Below are 15,113 nucleotides of genomic sequence, written 5' to 3'. Positions count from 1 at the left end.
GTATATAAATAACTTTTTATAATTAAATAAATCAATCGTTAATATAGTTCTGTAACTCTGCAATTTTATCAGGCATATTAAAAGCACCTCCATAATAAGAAGTAACCGTAGCAGAAGTATTATCTTTAATTCCCCTGGAGGATACACACAGATGCTTTGCATCAATAATTACTGCAATATCTTCTGTTTTCAAAATATGTTTAAGTTCTGCGGCAACTTGATTTGTTAATCTTTCTTGTACCTGAGGGCGTTTTGCATAATATTGCACAATCCTATTAAGTTTTGACAGACCAATAACCTTACCTGAAGAAATATATGCAACGTGTGCTTTACCAATTATTGGAACAAAGTGGTGCTCGCAGTTAGAATAAAAAGTGATGTTTTTTTCCACAAGCATCTGATTGTACTGATACTTATTATCAAACAATGCTACTTTGGGTTTGTTTTTTGGATCTAATCCTGAAAAGATCTCATCAATGTACATTTTTGCAACGCGCTTTGGAGTCCCTTTTAGCGAATCATCGGTTAAGTCTAGTCCCATAACATCCATAATCTCAGCAAACAATTTAGCGATACGCTCTTTTTTTTCGGTATCCGATATATCAAATGCATTATTTTTTAATGGCGTCTCCATTCCTGTACTAATATGATCATCCCCTATTTCTTCAAAAGAAAAATCATTAAAATGATACCCACTATGCTCTAACAATGTTTCTGTTTCTATTTTCATTCAATTCTTTATTGTATACTGATAATGTAACTATAACAAGACTCTATGAGATTAATAGCACGTTATTAATACGGTTCATAAATGTTTATGATCAAAGCTACATAATTGTTTAACTATTTACATCATTCATTAAACAAAAATTAACACTTGACTAACTTTTCAAGTATTATTTCCTGAATTCATCGGGTCTTTTAGAGTAATGATCGATTTCCATTATGATTATTTGTGCAATAAAGACTTTGTTGTATTTTTGACTTCTGTTATGATATAAAGTTTTATTTTACGTCATTTCTGGGCCCCACAAATTGATCGAACTTTCCTAATTGCTTTTTGGTGACGAATTATGTTTATTTTTGTCAACTATAGAAGCACGAATCTTTTAACCAAAAAACTGTTTTGATGAAATCCTTTCGATTTTTTATTTTATTTTTCTCTATATTTATTGTAACATCTGGATATGCTCAGGTGAGGAATGAATACCAAATTTCATTTGAAAACGCTGTACATCACGAAGCAAAAATTACAGCAGTATTTTCTAATTTACAAAGTGGTACTATTTCTCTTAGAATGAGTAGAACGTCTCCTGGTAGATATGCACTCCACGAATTTGCAAAAAACGTTTATGATGTTAAAATTACTGACAGCAAAGGAAAAGATGTTACGGTAACAAGGCCTAACCCTCATCAGTGGGATGTTTCTGGTCATGACGGCACACTTCAGGTTAGTTACACTTTGTTTGCAGACCAAGGAGATGGGACGTATTCACAAATTGATGAAACACATGCTCATCTTAATATGCCTGCAACGTTTATGTATATACCTACGTTAAAAGACCGTCCAGTGCAAGTAACTTATTTAGTCCGTGAAGATCGTAAATGGGATGTGGCTACTCAGCTAATCCCCTTGGGCGGCAACAAATTTTTAGCCCCTAATCTGCAGTATTTCATGGATAGTCCTGCGGAAATTAGTAACCATATATTAAAAGAATTTACTGTAGAATCTGGTGGCACGGAATATATTATTAAATTGGCACTACATCACGAGGGAACCGAAGAAGAAGCAGATCAATATTTTGAACAAATAAAAGAAATCGTAGCACAGGAAAAAGCAGTTTTCGGAGATTATCCTAACTTTGATTATGGAGAATACACTTTCCTTGCTTGTTATATGCCAAATGTTTCTGGTGATGGTATGGAACACCGCAATTCAACCGTTTTAACAAGCACAAGAAGCTTGGCAGACGGTGGAATGGAAAAAAACATAGGTACTGTATCGCATGAGTTTTTTCATGCTTGGAATGTAGAACGTATTCGACCAATCTCGTTAGAGCCATTTGATTTTGAAGAAGCAAATATGTCTGGCGAGTTATGGTTTGCCGAAGGATTTACCAGTTACTATACCAATCTTATTCTTTGCAGAGCTGGTATCATTACACCAGATGAATATATCGCTGGACTTAGTACTACTTATAACTACGTATGGAATTCTCCAGCTCTACAGTATTTTAACCCGATAGAAATGAGTTATCAAGCCCCGTTTGTGGATGCGGCTACATCTGTAGACCCTACTAACAAGGGTAACACCTTTATATCTTATTACTCCTACGGAAGTATGTTAGCACTTGCTCTGGATCTTTCGTTAAGAGATGAGGATGATTTAAATTTAGATGATTATCTAAAGCTAGTATGGACTAAATATGGTAAAACTGAAATCCCATATACTATAGAGAATTTGTTTTTTACACTTAGAGAATATGCTGGAGAATCATTTGCGGATGATTTCTTTGAAAATTATATTTTTGATAGTCAAATTCCTGACTTTAAAAAACTCTTAGGATCTGTAGCTATCTATCCCAAAACAGACAGCAAGAAAGCCTATCTAGGCGTAGATATTGCGTTTAATGATGATGATAATGCAATCATTTCACAATATGTGAAGAAAGACACACCTGCCTATACCGCAGGTTTAGAAAAAGGAGATATAATCATCGCTATTGATAATCAATCTTTTTCTGATATTGATCAATTTAATGAAGTTTTAAGTAAATATAAACCGAACAAAAAAGCCACAGTGGTGTATAGAAGGTTAGGCGAAGAGAAAAAAGTGTTAATCAGGTTTGATGTTAGTCCTGAAGTAGAAATTACTCAATTTTCTAAACCTAGTAAGAAAGCACTATTGAAAAGAGAAAATTGGCTGAAAGCTAAATAAAAGCGTAAAAATATTTTATAACAAAAAAGTCTATGAATATTCATAGACTTTTTTGTTGTAAAATATTAATAAAATTTAATTTAATCAACGCTCCTACACTACCTGCATCTAGCTCTCATTAAGTCCAGATCACTTTGAACTCTTTCTAATCGTTCTCTGGTTTCCCGCAGCGCATTTTTATACTCTTCCAGTTTTTTAAACTCTTCCTCTTGTTTAGAAAGCAACGCCTTCATTTCTTTAATTTGCCTGTAAGAACTAACGATATTCACATACATCTTATATCGATACGTAGTATCTTTAGGATCAATCGTTTCACTTAGATCGCCTATTTCCGACTCCAAAGATCTGTTAATATAATATAGATCTTCTTTTTTGCCAGGTCTGTTAAGAGAATCAATCAACTTTTCTATTTTAAACATACTTTTAGAAAAATCTTTTTGAAATCTAACGTCCCCCTCAACAGACGACAAGCTTTCTCTAAGCACTTTATTATCCCATAACGGAACTCGGTCAAAATCGAAAAAGAATGCCGTAACAATTAATGCGACTGTAAATAAAAACAATAAGGCAAATTTTAAAATACTATTTCTTCTTTCTTTACTATTTTTTGGTTTCATTTTGTAAATTATAATTTAACATACATTAATCTAGTAGGAAACTGCGTCTGTTTTTAACGTCTGGTTTCGCAATAACTTCTTCTTTAACAAAGATATTAGAATCGGATTTTTTCCCAATGTAATCAAGCTCATTTAATTTTTTGAATAATGAAAGCATCAATTTAGTAAAGCTAGACACATTGTGCAAGGCTTTATTAATATCTGTATGCTGATACTCTAAATCCATCATTTCTACCAAAACATTCTCAAAAGCACCTTGATTGAGATCACACCAATCCGAAAGATAATTTAACAGCTCTTCTTTTCCTGTACCTACATAAACATCCATATTGTTTTTTATGACTCTGGCTAATGCCATAAGTTTTGTGATCATAGTAACCGGAGGAAGATGTCTATCGTACAATCTAAACTCTGGTAGCATTCCACCTAAATACTGCAACGTATTCTTAGTTAAGGTCATCACCATTGTCGCTAGCTCATTTGACTGCTTTTTTTGATATATCTTCTGAATAATATTCATAGAATATTTTTCTATCGCATTAAAAAATGTATGGATTTCTGTATAAATATATCGAAGATCCTGATGGCTCTGAATAGAAACACACGGAGGTATAAAATCTTCTGCCAAAGAAGCTATACCATCTGTAAACTCAATTTTACCTATCGTAATATGATGTTTTCCAAATTCTTCTTCATTAGCTTCAGCCAAGTTGACCACATGCAACCTATAATCTGGTAATACAAACGGGTGTCTTGGAGGCTCTTCTTCGGGATCTGCATCACCTACAGGAATTCTCCCATAAGGATCCACACTAAGCACAATATAACACTCTTCTTCGGTACGATTGATATTATATTCTGTATTAATAATGCTTCCTTTTTGTTCTAAGGAAGAAGATATTTCTGGTGTGATGTTGATTATATACCCTCCCTTAGTAACCGCTCGACATCTATTAAGCTGAACCTTTATGGTGTCTTGTCCATCCATAGAAAACACCATATCCACTGCATCATCACCCGCTAAATCAGGCAACAACCCATAATTAATCCCATTGATATCTTTAGAACCTATAAGTTGCGAAAAATTAGTAAATGCGTTATCAGCTTCAATAAAGTGATTTTTATTTATCTTCATACCGTCAATCCAGTTGACACGATGATGACTCTTATTTATTAATTCCATATTGTTAAAATATACTTGTTGTAGAACATTCAATTAAAATAAACTTGTTTTCCTATAATCAACCACGATGTTCTTTATACAATTGTTTTCTTCACGAGTTAACTCTAATTCTTTTATTTTAATGCCCTTTCCTTTTATTTTTTCGCAAAACTCAATAAAAGTAGTTCTCTTTCGGTTCACTATGATTGGTAAATCAAGATTTTTACATAAATAATCATTAAAATCTTTTGCACTTGCTTTTTTAGCTGACACAAGGATTAATTTGGCTTTAAAGGACTTTTCGGTAATAAAAGGTGCTTTAAATTTATCTTTTGGATCATCGGCAATTGGATCCGCCCCAATCGGATCAATCGGTATGCTAGAGACATCTCTAACCACTGTCTCATCTCGTATAATCTTTTCTTCTTTTTTAGGTAAGACCTCTATGGTTTGTGTAGTGGCATACTTAAGCTCTCCATTAACAATTAAAGTAATTGTTTTCCTTCCTGATGTACTATAAATGTATTCTGGATCTTTTTCTTTTGAAGTAGCTCCTAGAGCATCCTCAAAATTCCATTCCCATGTTTTTGCGTTTAAGGTATTATCTTCTACTTTTAGTTTTTCTCCCACTCTGATTTTTGGTGTAAGGATTTTAAACTTAGCCTTTTTCAACGGGTCTAATACTTCTTTTTTCTCTAAGACAGTTATTTTCTTAATTTTAGGACATTTACCATTAACGATTAAAGACACATTATACGCTCCTGGTTGTTTGTATGTGTGATATGGGTTTCTTCTGGTATCTATAGCTGTGCTATCACCAAAATCCCATTTCCACTCCAACGCTCCAACTGTATTATCTTCGAATTCAATAGATTCATCTACTCTAAATTCAGTATCCTTGAACGAAAAATCAACAATCATACAAGGAGTATAATTAACATACTTAAAAGCAAAAACAGTTGCTGTTACTAATATTGTTATTATAAAAAACAATATGACACTTTTATCTAAATGATAATTTGTTTTGTTATTTGATGTTTTCATAATGACTTGTTTTCAAAATATAATTATTCAATTACGATAATCTTGTATGGAAAAATGTTCAAAGATTGTTGTTCCAAAACAGACATAATGTTACTTTTTAACGAATTCCATTCAGCAGAAGGAGTTGTTTCTTTCTCATTGGCAAAAAGCATTACTTCAATACAAGGTATAAGTCCTTTTGCGATATGAATATCTGTCTTAAACCCTTTAGAGACTTTTACCTCTTTTACCTTATTACTACACAATTCATAGCAAAGGGCTTTCACATCTTCTCTGGTTACTATTCGGTTTCTGGATAACAACGCTCTGCGATATGCATTCAGCCTTTCTTCCATTCCCAGGTTGTTTTTTCCTTGAAATGTAGAGGTCAAAAACTGGCTTCCTTTTTGCTTCAAATCACTTCCCTGATAAATGTTAAGCGTATTACCAGATTTAATTTGATTTGCATCTTCACCATTTGTAACCCAATATTCTACTAATAATGTATCCTTCTTTTTGTAAGGTTTTACCGAAATATAATTGGTCTCTTCTGAAGACTTTTTCATATCAGAAACCTTTTTCTCTAAAAGAGATATATTCTGATTGAGTTCATTTATGTTAGACTGCAAAAAGTCATTTCCAAAAAAAGAAAACGACGCGCTTTCATCTTTTAATAATTCTATTAAATGTAATAAATATTCTCTAGCCTTTCTATAATCCAATTTACTAACATTATCTCTTCGAACTACATAAGTACCTTTATCATCCGTGGATGAGTCATTTTCTCGTAACCGATACTCTTTTCCAGAAGTATTAGAAATCGATTTTATATCAAGAAAAAGCTCTTGGGTACTTATCGGCACGATATCAATATAATCTTTCAACTGATACGATATACTTTCCCATTTTCTATTTAACGCAGGGAACGCATTGCATGTGCAGTAAACACTATCCAGAATGATATCGTCTATTATCCTAGGAAACTCAATCTTTACCCAATTCAAATCGGATAATTCCTCAAGATCCTTTTCATTCATAAAGTTAGAAAATTCTTCTGGTATTTTAGCATTAGACCGTAACGAAATATTTGACTTTATAGAAACAAAGTGCTTTTTATAAAGCTTCTTAACCTGTTCTTCAATATTTCTAGTCTTATTGGGTTTTTGATTAAATATAGACTCTAGATTTATACGTCCGGAAATATCGCTATTAAAATAACCTGGAGTAACCTCAAAACGCTTCTCTTCATAATAAAATTCAGCGTTTTTAAGATGGTGGTAAAAAAGCTCGTTTTCCTGAACGTCCAACAACTCAAAATAAAACGATACATCTTTCAAAGGAATTTTATCCTGATTAGATTTGATTCCGAGATATAATGTAGATGGAGCCAATACATTGCCTTTTTTCATTGCTAATGAACTCATCATTTTTCTCTTTCCTTCTACATCATAAATCTTGTTACCACATATCATTTTACTGATAGAAGCATCTATAAGTTGACTCTTTTGAATTGGAGAAAAATATATATTTTTTAATTCATTACTTGCATTTTTTGCCTTTATTCGCTTTTTATAGTACAATAAATGCTCTGGAGTAATCACGGTCTTTTTTTCAATTGGTTCTGTATAAACAATGCCATGAGCCGGACGCGAGCCATACAAAGTTTCTGGTGTCATTAACTGAATTAAACGCTCCGTTATTCTTGTTTGAGAATTATCAATTTCACTCGAAATTTTTTCTATTTCAGACGCACAGGCTGCAATGAGTAAAGATACTACCGGATCAAAAGAGCTTTCTATTTCATTAGGAGAAACTCCCCAAAGAGAAGCCGCCTTTTTAATCATTCTGTTCTTAATCTGAACCTTGTTTTCTGCACTCATAAACCCTATTAAAATGAAAGTGGAGCGATATAAAACCTTTCTAGGCAAGAGAATGATTCATTAGTCCTACTAACCACACCATTTACTTTTATATCAACACGTTTCTTAATTCTATTTAAACTTCCTCTGTTTTTAAACTCTTCTTGCTGTATAACAACCTCTACAGCGACTTTTTTTAGTCTTTTTTCCTGAGAAACAATACTTTCTACCAAAGATTCAGAAATTGTATTCCTTAGCTTATTGGTACTTGTCAGGTTGTCAAAATCTACATTCCAAATAGAGCACCCAAAAGATTGGTCAAAAGTACACTCCCCAAAATATGAAGTGGTAATCAAATGAATATAACCTACTATGGATTGTTTAAGGTCATAGTTTTCGACTTCCTTATTTTTAACAATCCCAAAAGTATCTAACGGCAATTTATAATAAGAAGTAACCATAATGATAATTTGTGCGCGTACATAACCCTTTTAGTAAACGCAATTTAATAAAGATTTTATTTATCCACGTCTCATAACACAAGAAAGTAAGCAAAAAAATGCTAATCTCTTATTTTCTCATTTTATTTTAGTGTTATCAGCACCTGTAGCGTAGAAAATAACCATAAGTTTTTTATATTTGTCTAAATTTTATTTTACACATGAATACATTTTATAAAGCAATAATTTTATTTGTTATTATTGTTGGGGCAATGAGTTGCGGGGGCGCAAAGAAAGCAGAACAAGAGGCATTAGCACAAGCAAGAAGAGATTCAATCGCGTTAGCTAAACAGAATGCGATATTACCAATTCAGAAAAAATATGGAGCTATTCTTGGAGTTTCTCCAAAAGAAATTGATAATGTTCCCTTATTTGAATTTATAGATGATTGGATGAATACACCCTATAAACTTGGGGGTAATACTAGAGATGGTATTGATTGTTCTTATTTTACACAGTATATTTTTCACGATGTTTATGGTAATTTAATTGAACGTACTGCTCAAAAACAATTTGATGCACCGGACACAAATAAATTTAAAGGACTACACAACTTAAAGCAAGGAGATCTTATCTTTTTTAATAATAAGGGATCAGAGTTTCGTGATATAACGCATGTAGGGTTTTATCTTGGTAACGATAGATTTGTTCACTCCACCTCTAGAAAAGGAAATATGGGAGGAAATGGAGTACAAATTAGTAATTTGAAAAAACACCCTTGGAGAAAAATGTTTGTAGCTGGAGGAAAAAAGCCTAAGTTTACAAACAATACCACTCAAAACTAAACCAATTAACATTCTTTATACCAACTAAACGAATGAGCAACGACCAAGTACAAGAAGTTTACCAAGAACTAATCAGTACTTATCAAAGTCTAAAAGCTGAAATTTTTGTTACAGAGATTTTAGAAAATTCTGACTTAGACATAACTGATATAGATATCTTTAATCAAAGTACTTTTTCTCGATCGTACAGGAGAGATGTAATAAATTTCAAGGTCGATTCTTATTCCAGTAATACAGATAAACTACAGTTCAATTTAGCCAGAAACGGTTTATACGACACTTTACCCGAAGGCCTTTTTCACGAACCTGTAAAATCCAAAAGTAATTTATCGTACACTGAATTACATCAAAAACAAAAAAAACAGGAAAAAGATGCACGTTCTTTCTTTGCTCCTCTGGAAAACGAGTTTTTTACCCAAAAAGTAACCATAGAGCAAAACGAAAGAAAATTAATTAATGAATTCACTAATTTAAAGACCGATTTTCTTTTAAATTTCTGGAATTTAGATCCTGAAATCCCTAGAGATTATAGCATCAAACTTTTACAATTATTACCGTATGTTCACAAAATATCCGGGGAGATCGAGCTTACCGCGTTAAGTCTGGAAAAAATTATAAATGAGAAAGTTATAATTAAGAAAAAATACCAAACTGTAAATAAAAACACTAATACTATAGCTACCGATCAACAATTAGGAGTAGATCTCGTCTTAGAACTAAAAGAGACCATTATCTCCTACCCTTGTTGGGAAATCACTGTAGGTCCAGTAGACGAAAAAAATATTGATAAGTATGTAGCAAGTGGTGTTACTAAAAAATTTATTGCTATCTTTTGCGACTATTTTATCCCTATGGAAATAGATACTAAAATTAATATAACATACGCAAGTAACCAAGAAACATTTGTATTAAAAGAGACTAACAGTCCCAGAATGGGTCTAACAACTATGATATGAATTTGATATTACAATCTGCAGCAATACATGCTGATTTTTTTAAAGTGGGAATAATATTATTAGCCGTTAGTGTTATACTGATGGGAGTTGTTGCCGGATTAAAGAAACTTTTTGTCAAAAATAAAAAGAAATTCCTGCTATATATGCTGGTAGTTCTTTTATTATTTGCTGCGACAGCATTGCTTAGTAATGAAAAAGTTCTGAATGATATTCCTCTAAACAACTTCATAGGGTTTCAAGTTATCTTTTTATGCTTAGGATCGTTACACGTTTTTGCTATGCGTAAATTTTTTCCCAATTTATTAGATGATAATCCTACTCGTTTCTGGCCAGAATTCTTGTACACTATCGTTACCATTTTTATTGGCCTTATTACCTTTCTGTTGGTTGTTGGTATTTATAAACCAGAATACAAATATATTTTCACGGCATCAGCCATTTGTTTTTTGATTCCGATTATGGTGGTCAAGTTATATGAATTTGCAGTATCTATTCCTGTACCTATATATAAGAAGTGGTTCTACCCTATTGACAAGAAGATGAAAGATCCTAAAGAAGAGGAATTGGCAAACCCTTTGGTCATTTCCTTTGAATTTAATAAAGGAGAAAATATCCAGGAGATAAGCAACTTTAGACTAAAGGCACCAGAAAAAATGGAGTTTGGCAAGCTTTTCTACTTTTTCATCAATGACTATAATGATAGACATCCTGAAGGAGAAATTGAATTTCTTGATGATAAAAATAACCCTTATGGATGGATTTTCTATACCAAACCGAACTGGATAGGAATACAAAGCCATATCGACTTCACTAGAACTATAGAAGGAAACAGCATCAAAGAAAATGACGTCATCATCTGCAAGAGAGCATAGTAAAATTTAGTTAAAATTTTGTTAAAATTATTTCAAAAAATGCTCGTTAAGATCTTTTCTTTATTAGATCAACTTCACGACAAAGTGCAATTTCCCTGAAAACAGTGTAGTCTTTTTCTTTCCTAATTTACTGATTTCACAGCGTTTAAAGATATGCTATTTTATACATCTACGTATATTTTGCTATCTTTACATTGTACAAGTTACATTTATAATTATACATTATTATTATTATTAATCTAAAAAATTATTTATTATGTCTTTTAAAGCAAAATTAAAAGTAGGTGGAAAAGAGTACAACGTATTAAGTTGTAACTATGGTTTATCTCAAGAAACTGATGCTACAGGTCGTCCATCCTCTGTTACTAGAGGTGGTATGATTTCGATTGAAGTAGAATCTACATCTGACACTAGCTTATCTGATTGGATGTTCAATAACTTTGAAATGAGAAGCGGATCAATTGTATTCTTGAAGAGAGATACCGAAGCTACTTCCAAGGAATTAAAATTCACAGATGCTTACGCAGTAAAATTTAATGAAAGCTTTGACGCTACTGGAAAAAATCCAATGGTTGAAAGAATACAACTTTCTGCGAGAGAAATTTCTGTAGGAAATGGAGAACATGTAAACGAATGGGTATAATTCATTTCGTTTTATATAAGATTTAAATTAAGGGAGTGGTTTTTTCACTCCCTTTCTTATCTTACATCATCATTTCCTCTTTTACATTCACGTAAACAATAATGGAATTGATAAAGTAGTTATTCACTTTAAAATTATTACTTATGTCATTTTTAGCAAAATTAGATCTTGATGGGGAAGAAATTAACGTATTAGATTGCTCTTTTACCTTCAGACAAGATACCGATTATACCGGCAGACCCTGTGCAAAACCACAAGGAGGACAAGTTAGTTTATTAATAGAATCCACATCAAAAACAGATTTTTTGGATTGGACAATTTCTCCGACAATTACCAAAAGTTGTAAAATCACTTTTTTTAGAAGAGACAATATGTCAAGCCTTAAAAATGTAGAAATTAAAGATGCGTATTGTATCGAATATACGGAGCATTTTAATGCAGAAAGCACAAAACCTTTACAGATACATTTAGTTTTATCTGCAAAAGAAATTTCAATAAAAGGAACTACTTTTATCAATAATTGGCCATCCAAGACGTAAAAAATCTTGTGTAATATTGATATAATTTAGGAATATGTAACTATTAAAAAGATAGTGCAGATATTAATTCATAGTTATATCACACAGAGCTTTTGATTGAAATGTAGTTTTTTACATAATGATGCGTAGGCTTCTTCAATTTTTGAGAACAGTGTAAACCTTGGAGTTTATTGCACTTTATTATGGTATTTACAAAAGGATTGGGGGATCATTAGAAAGTAAACAAAATGGAATTAATTATTCTTAGTACTAGAACGCCTCCCCCTTTTAAACTACATTCTTCATTCTTACGTTATCTATTTAGAAATAAGAAGGCAAACTGTTGCTAGCTTAAAACAATGGATTATTCGTCACCATTACAAAATGGCAATTTTAAAATACCAAGTAAGAACATTTGGGTAACTTACAGGTTGAAATCACTAAACAATAAAAAGTATGGCATTACAATCTAAAACAGAAATATTTATAGGAGGAACTCTAATAAATGCTTATAAACGATTAATGCTACATCAAGAAATTGATGCGCACCATATATTAGAGTTAGTTTGCAGAATGGATGTTCTTGAAAATATTACAGGCGACATTGCATCACAGACTAAAAATTATCTTGGGCAAATTATCACCGTTCAAATATCATCATTGGGGGCTTTCTCTGGCTATAAAGAATTTGAATTTAAAGGAGTGGTTACTTCAGTTAATAGTACTATGGGATTTCATCAACAAAATGGTGATCTGGTCACGATAAAAGCTCATAGTTGTAGCATCATTGCTGATGATGGACCTCACTATAATTCTTTCAATGATGCAGATTTGGCGACCGTACTTGACGAGACCTTCAAAAGGTATGACCAATCCAAATTAGAAACTATATTTAATCCAGTCGGATCAGAGAATATTCATTATAGCGTACAACACAAAGAAAGTGCATTTCAGTATGCTAGTAGATTAGCAGCACAATACAGTGAATGGTTTTACTACAATGGTAGTGCTTTGGTATTCGGAAAACCGAAAAATGAAGATGAAGTTACACTCATTTATGGTCAGGATTTACAGGAGTTTTCTCTGGATCTTACTCCAAGTTCTAATAGCTACAAATACTTCACCAATGATTATCTGACTGATGGACAACATGAAATGGCAACCAATCAGGTAAGCTCTGGCGTCAATGGTTATAATGGTTTTACCAGTAATAAAAGTGATGAGCTTTTTCCTAACGAAACGAACATCTATTTAAATTCGTATACCGATCCTTCTCTTAAACAGCGGTTAGATACCCATGTGGAACAACAGAAAAAAGCTGAAGAAATAAAGCAAGTAGTGTTTAAAGGGGTCAGTGATAATCCTGGTGTCAAAATTGGTCAGGTTATTACAATTAAAGGAGACAACACTGGTTATGGAAACTTTAGAGTTACCAGCATTATTCATACCAATACAGAGAACGGAAGGTATCAAAATCGATTCGAAGCTGTAACAGCAGATTTAGATGTATATCCTAATACGGATTTGATGGCATTTCCTAAAAGTGAAAGTCAAGTTGCCGTAGTTAAAGAAAATAGTGATCCCGATGGAATTGGAAGAATCCGCGTACAATTTCCGTGGCAAAAAGATGTAGGAGAATTAACTCCTTGGTTACGAATTGTAACACCACATGCTGGTGGAGATAAAGGGTTTCACTTTATTCCGGAGATTGATGAAGAAGTACTAATTGGTTTTGAAGGAGGTAATGCAGAAAGACCCTATGTTTTAGGTACACTGTATACAGGAGGAGCCAACCCTGCAGGATGGAATACCCAAAGTAATGATGTTAAAGCTTTACGAACAAGAAGTGGTCACACAGTAGAATTAAATGATGCAAATGGAGCAGAATTCATAACGATCACAGACAAAAATAGTAACATAATAAATATTGACACAGCAAATAATAATATCACTATTTCAGCAGGAGAAACGATGACCTTCACTGCTAAAAACATAAAGATTAAAGCTGACGAAAACATAGATATGGTTGCTGGTAAAGATTTTACAAAGAGTATTTCTGAAAATTACAATGTAATGACTAAAAACAATACATTAATTGTTGAAGAAAATCTTTCTACCGATTCTAAAAAACAACAAAATGTTTCTGATGAAATAACTATAAGCAGTAATAAACAAAATCTTACGCTATCATCAGGAAAAACAGTTGATGTGCAGAGTGAAGAGAAAGTTAAGCTGTTTTAATAATATAATTTTCAAGATTGAAAAGTGATGCCCAATCCTCAAAATCAAGCGACATTAGAACTTGAAAAAAGTTCATTTAGGTTGTCAAAACTTAATTTTGAACCTGAATCATTTTCTGCACAATATGGTTGTATGATCATATTTGAAGAGGATGACGTTATAAATGAGCTACGTTACAAACTGAATGTTACATTTCTAGAACAACAGGAATTTACCTCTACTCTACTAGTTGATCGTGAGCCGGATTATTTTATTAATGACAAAATTCCTAATAATTTAAATGAGATTATTCCCTTTGAAGTAAGTAGTTTTATATATCCATTAGTGATTGAGACCAATTACCAAGGAAATATTTCTGGAATTAATAATTTTAATGAAATAAAAATTCGATGGAAAAAATTAAAAAATACTCTAAATCATAAATACGATACTAATATTCTAGCGAAACATATAAAACAAACGGAAAACTATCTGCAATCTATCCAAAGTTTTGAAAAAAAGATGTTTCAAGATTGGTTTCTCAATTTGTATTTTGCTCCGATATACGTATCGTACTCGGATGATTTATATACTATTAAACAATTAGAATACCCACTTGTAAAAGACATTTCAGCAATAAATTATCAGGTAAAACAGAAGATAATAGAATCATCTAAAGACATTAGAATAACACTTAATGGTGAAATTGATGATCCTAGATGTGCGTTGGATATTGAACAAGGTTCAAACACTCCATATTTCAACATTATAGACCCTAAAGAAAAAAAACTGAAAGGAACGAACGAAATTTTGTACTTTGTCAATAAAAAATCTGGAGTAGTAGAAGGATATAATGCTGTTTTTGAGACTTCCTTTTCTATGCCTAAAAAAGTGACAGTTAAGATGTTTTTATTAGAACATCTTTCGACAAAAACATCTGTAATTATTGAGGATGAAGATGGCACAACTGAGAGCAAACCTAAAAAGAATTTCTTTAGTAAATTGTTTAAGGGATAACAA

General features: G+C 32.3%; 14 protein-coding genes. 8 read left to right on the top strand and 6 right to left on the bottom strand.

From position 1 onward, the window contains the following. Nucleotides 1–31 precede the first annotated feature (31 nt). Nucleotides 32–730, bottom strand: a complete 699-nt coding sequence (gene folE, locus ACWGOQ_RS19590) for a GTP cyclohydrolase I FolE (RefSeq protein ID WP_452060227.1) — start codon at nucleotides 728–730, stop codon at nucleotides 32–34. A 399-nt stretch (nucleotides 731–1,129) separates the two neighbouring features. On the opposite strand from folE, the gene ACWGOQ_RS19585 reads away from it, so the two are divergent. Continuing rightward, nucleotides 1,130–2,938 (top strand): M61 family metallopeptidase, encoded by a 1,809-nt coding sequence (locus ACWGOQ_RS19585; RefSeq protein WP_452060226.1) that lies wholly within the window; start codon nucleotides 1,130–1,132, stop codon nucleotides 2,936–2,938. A 98-nt stretch (nucleotides 2,939–3,036) separates the two neighbouring features. On the opposite strand, the gene tssO is transcribed toward ACWGOQ_RS19585, so the two are convergent. Genes tssO through ACWGOQ_RS19560 form a run of 5 tightly spaced genes read right to left on the bottom strand, consistent with a single transcriptional unit; the run spans nucleotide 3,037 to nucleotide 8,060 of the window. Beyond that, entirely contained in the window at nucleotides 3,037–3,555 is a 519-nt protein-coding gene (tssO, locus tag ACWGOQ_RS19580) for a type VI secretion system TssO (RefSeq protein WP_452060225.1), read from the bottom strand. A 25-nt stretch (nucleotides 3,556–3,580) separates the two neighbouring features. Then, nucleotides 3,581–4,738, bottom strand: a complete 1,158-nt coding sequence (locus ACWGOQ_RS19575) for a hypothetical protein (RefSeq protein ID WP_452060224.1) — start codon at nucleotides 4,736–4,738, stop codon at nucleotides 3,581–3,583. Between the two features lie 33 nt (nucleotides 4,739–4,771). Next, on the bottom strand, nucleotides 4,772–5,761 hold the full coding sequence (locus ACWGOQ_RS19570) for a PKD domain-containing protein (protein WP_452060223.1): 990 nt from the start codon (nucleotides 5,759–5,761) through the stop codon (nucleotides 4,772–4,774). 23 nt (nucleotides 5,762–5,784) lie between these two features. Next, nucleotides 5,785–7,620 carry a type VI secretion system baseplate subunit TssF gene (locus tag ACWGOQ_RS19565; protein WP_452060222.1) on the bottom strand — a complete coding sequence of 612 codons (1,836 nt, stop codon included), beginning with the start codon at nucleotides 7,618–7,620 and terminating at the stop codon, nucleotides 5,785–5,787. Between the two features lie 8 nt (nucleotides 7,621–7,628). After that, on the bottom strand, nucleotides 7,629–8,060 hold the full coding sequence (locus ACWGOQ_RS19560) for a GPW/gp25 family protein (protein WP_452060221.1): 432 nt from the start codon (nucleotides 8,058–8,060) through the stop codon (nucleotides 7,629–7,631). A 200-nt stretch (nucleotides 8,061–8,260) separates the two neighbouring features. Between ACWGOQ_RS19560 and ACWGOQ_RS19555 the strand changes: the two genes are divergently transcribed. From ACWGOQ_RS19555 to ACWGOQ_RS19525, 7 genes are all read left to right on the top strand, one after another. Beyond that, the gene (locus tag ACWGOQ_RS19555; protein ID WP_452060220.1) at nucleotides 8,261–8,884 is read left to right on the top strand and encodes a C40 family peptidase; all 624 of its coding nucleotides are present in this window, start codon (nucleotides 8,261–8,263) and stop codon (nucleotides 8,882–8,884) included. Nucleotides 8,885–8,916: 32 nt separating this feature from the next. Next, entirely contained in the window at nucleotides 8,917–9,840 is a 924-nt protein-coding gene (locus ACWGOQ_RS19550; RefSeq protein WP_452060219.1) for a hypothetical protein, read from the top strand. Continuing rightward, the gene (locus ACWGOQ_RS19545; protein WP_452060218.1) at nucleotides 9,837–10,712 is read left to right on the top strand and encodes a TssN family type VI secretion system protein; all 876 of its coding nucleotides are present in this window, start codon (nucleotides 9,837–9,839) and stop codon (nucleotides 10,710–10,712) included. The genes ACWGOQ_RS19550 and ACWGOQ_RS19545 overlap by 4 nt, the downstream gene beginning before the upstream one ends. A 256-nt stretch (nucleotides 10,713–10,968) precedes the next feature. Next, nucleotides 10,969–11,355, top strand: a complete 387-nt coding sequence (tssD, locus tag ACWGOQ_RS19540; protein ID WP_452060217.1) for a type VI secretion system tube protein TssD — start codon at nucleotides 10,969–10,971, stop codon at nucleotides 11,353–11,355. A gap of 143 nt (nucleotides 11,356–11,498) precedes the next feature. Further along, complete coding sequence (gene tssD, locus ACWGOQ_RS19535) at nucleotides 11,499–11,894, top strand: type VI secretion system tube protein TssD (RefSeq protein ID WP_452060216.1); 396 nt, start codon at nucleotides 11,499–11,501, stop codon at nucleotides 11,892–11,894. 435 nt (nucleotides 11,895–12,329) lie between these two features. Then, nucleotides 12,330–14,114: a type VI secretion system Vgr family protein gene (locus ACWGOQ_RS19530; protein WP_458202847.1), complete on the top strand. Its 1,785-nt coding sequence runs from the start codon at nucleotides 12,330–12,332 to the stop codon at nucleotides 14,112–14,114. Nucleotides 14,115–14,141: 27 nt separating this feature from the next. After that, nucleotides 14,142–15,110, top strand: a complete 969-nt coding sequence (locus tag ACWGOQ_RS19525) for a hypothetical protein (protein ID WP_452060338.1) — start codon at nucleotides 14,142–14,144, stop codon at nucleotides 15,108–15,110. Nucleotides 15,111–15,113 lie beyond the last annotated feature (3 nt).

The sequence above is a fragment of the Aquimarina ulvae genome (assembly GCF_053613295.3).
This window is presented reverse-complemented; position numbering and strand designations above follow the sequence as displayed.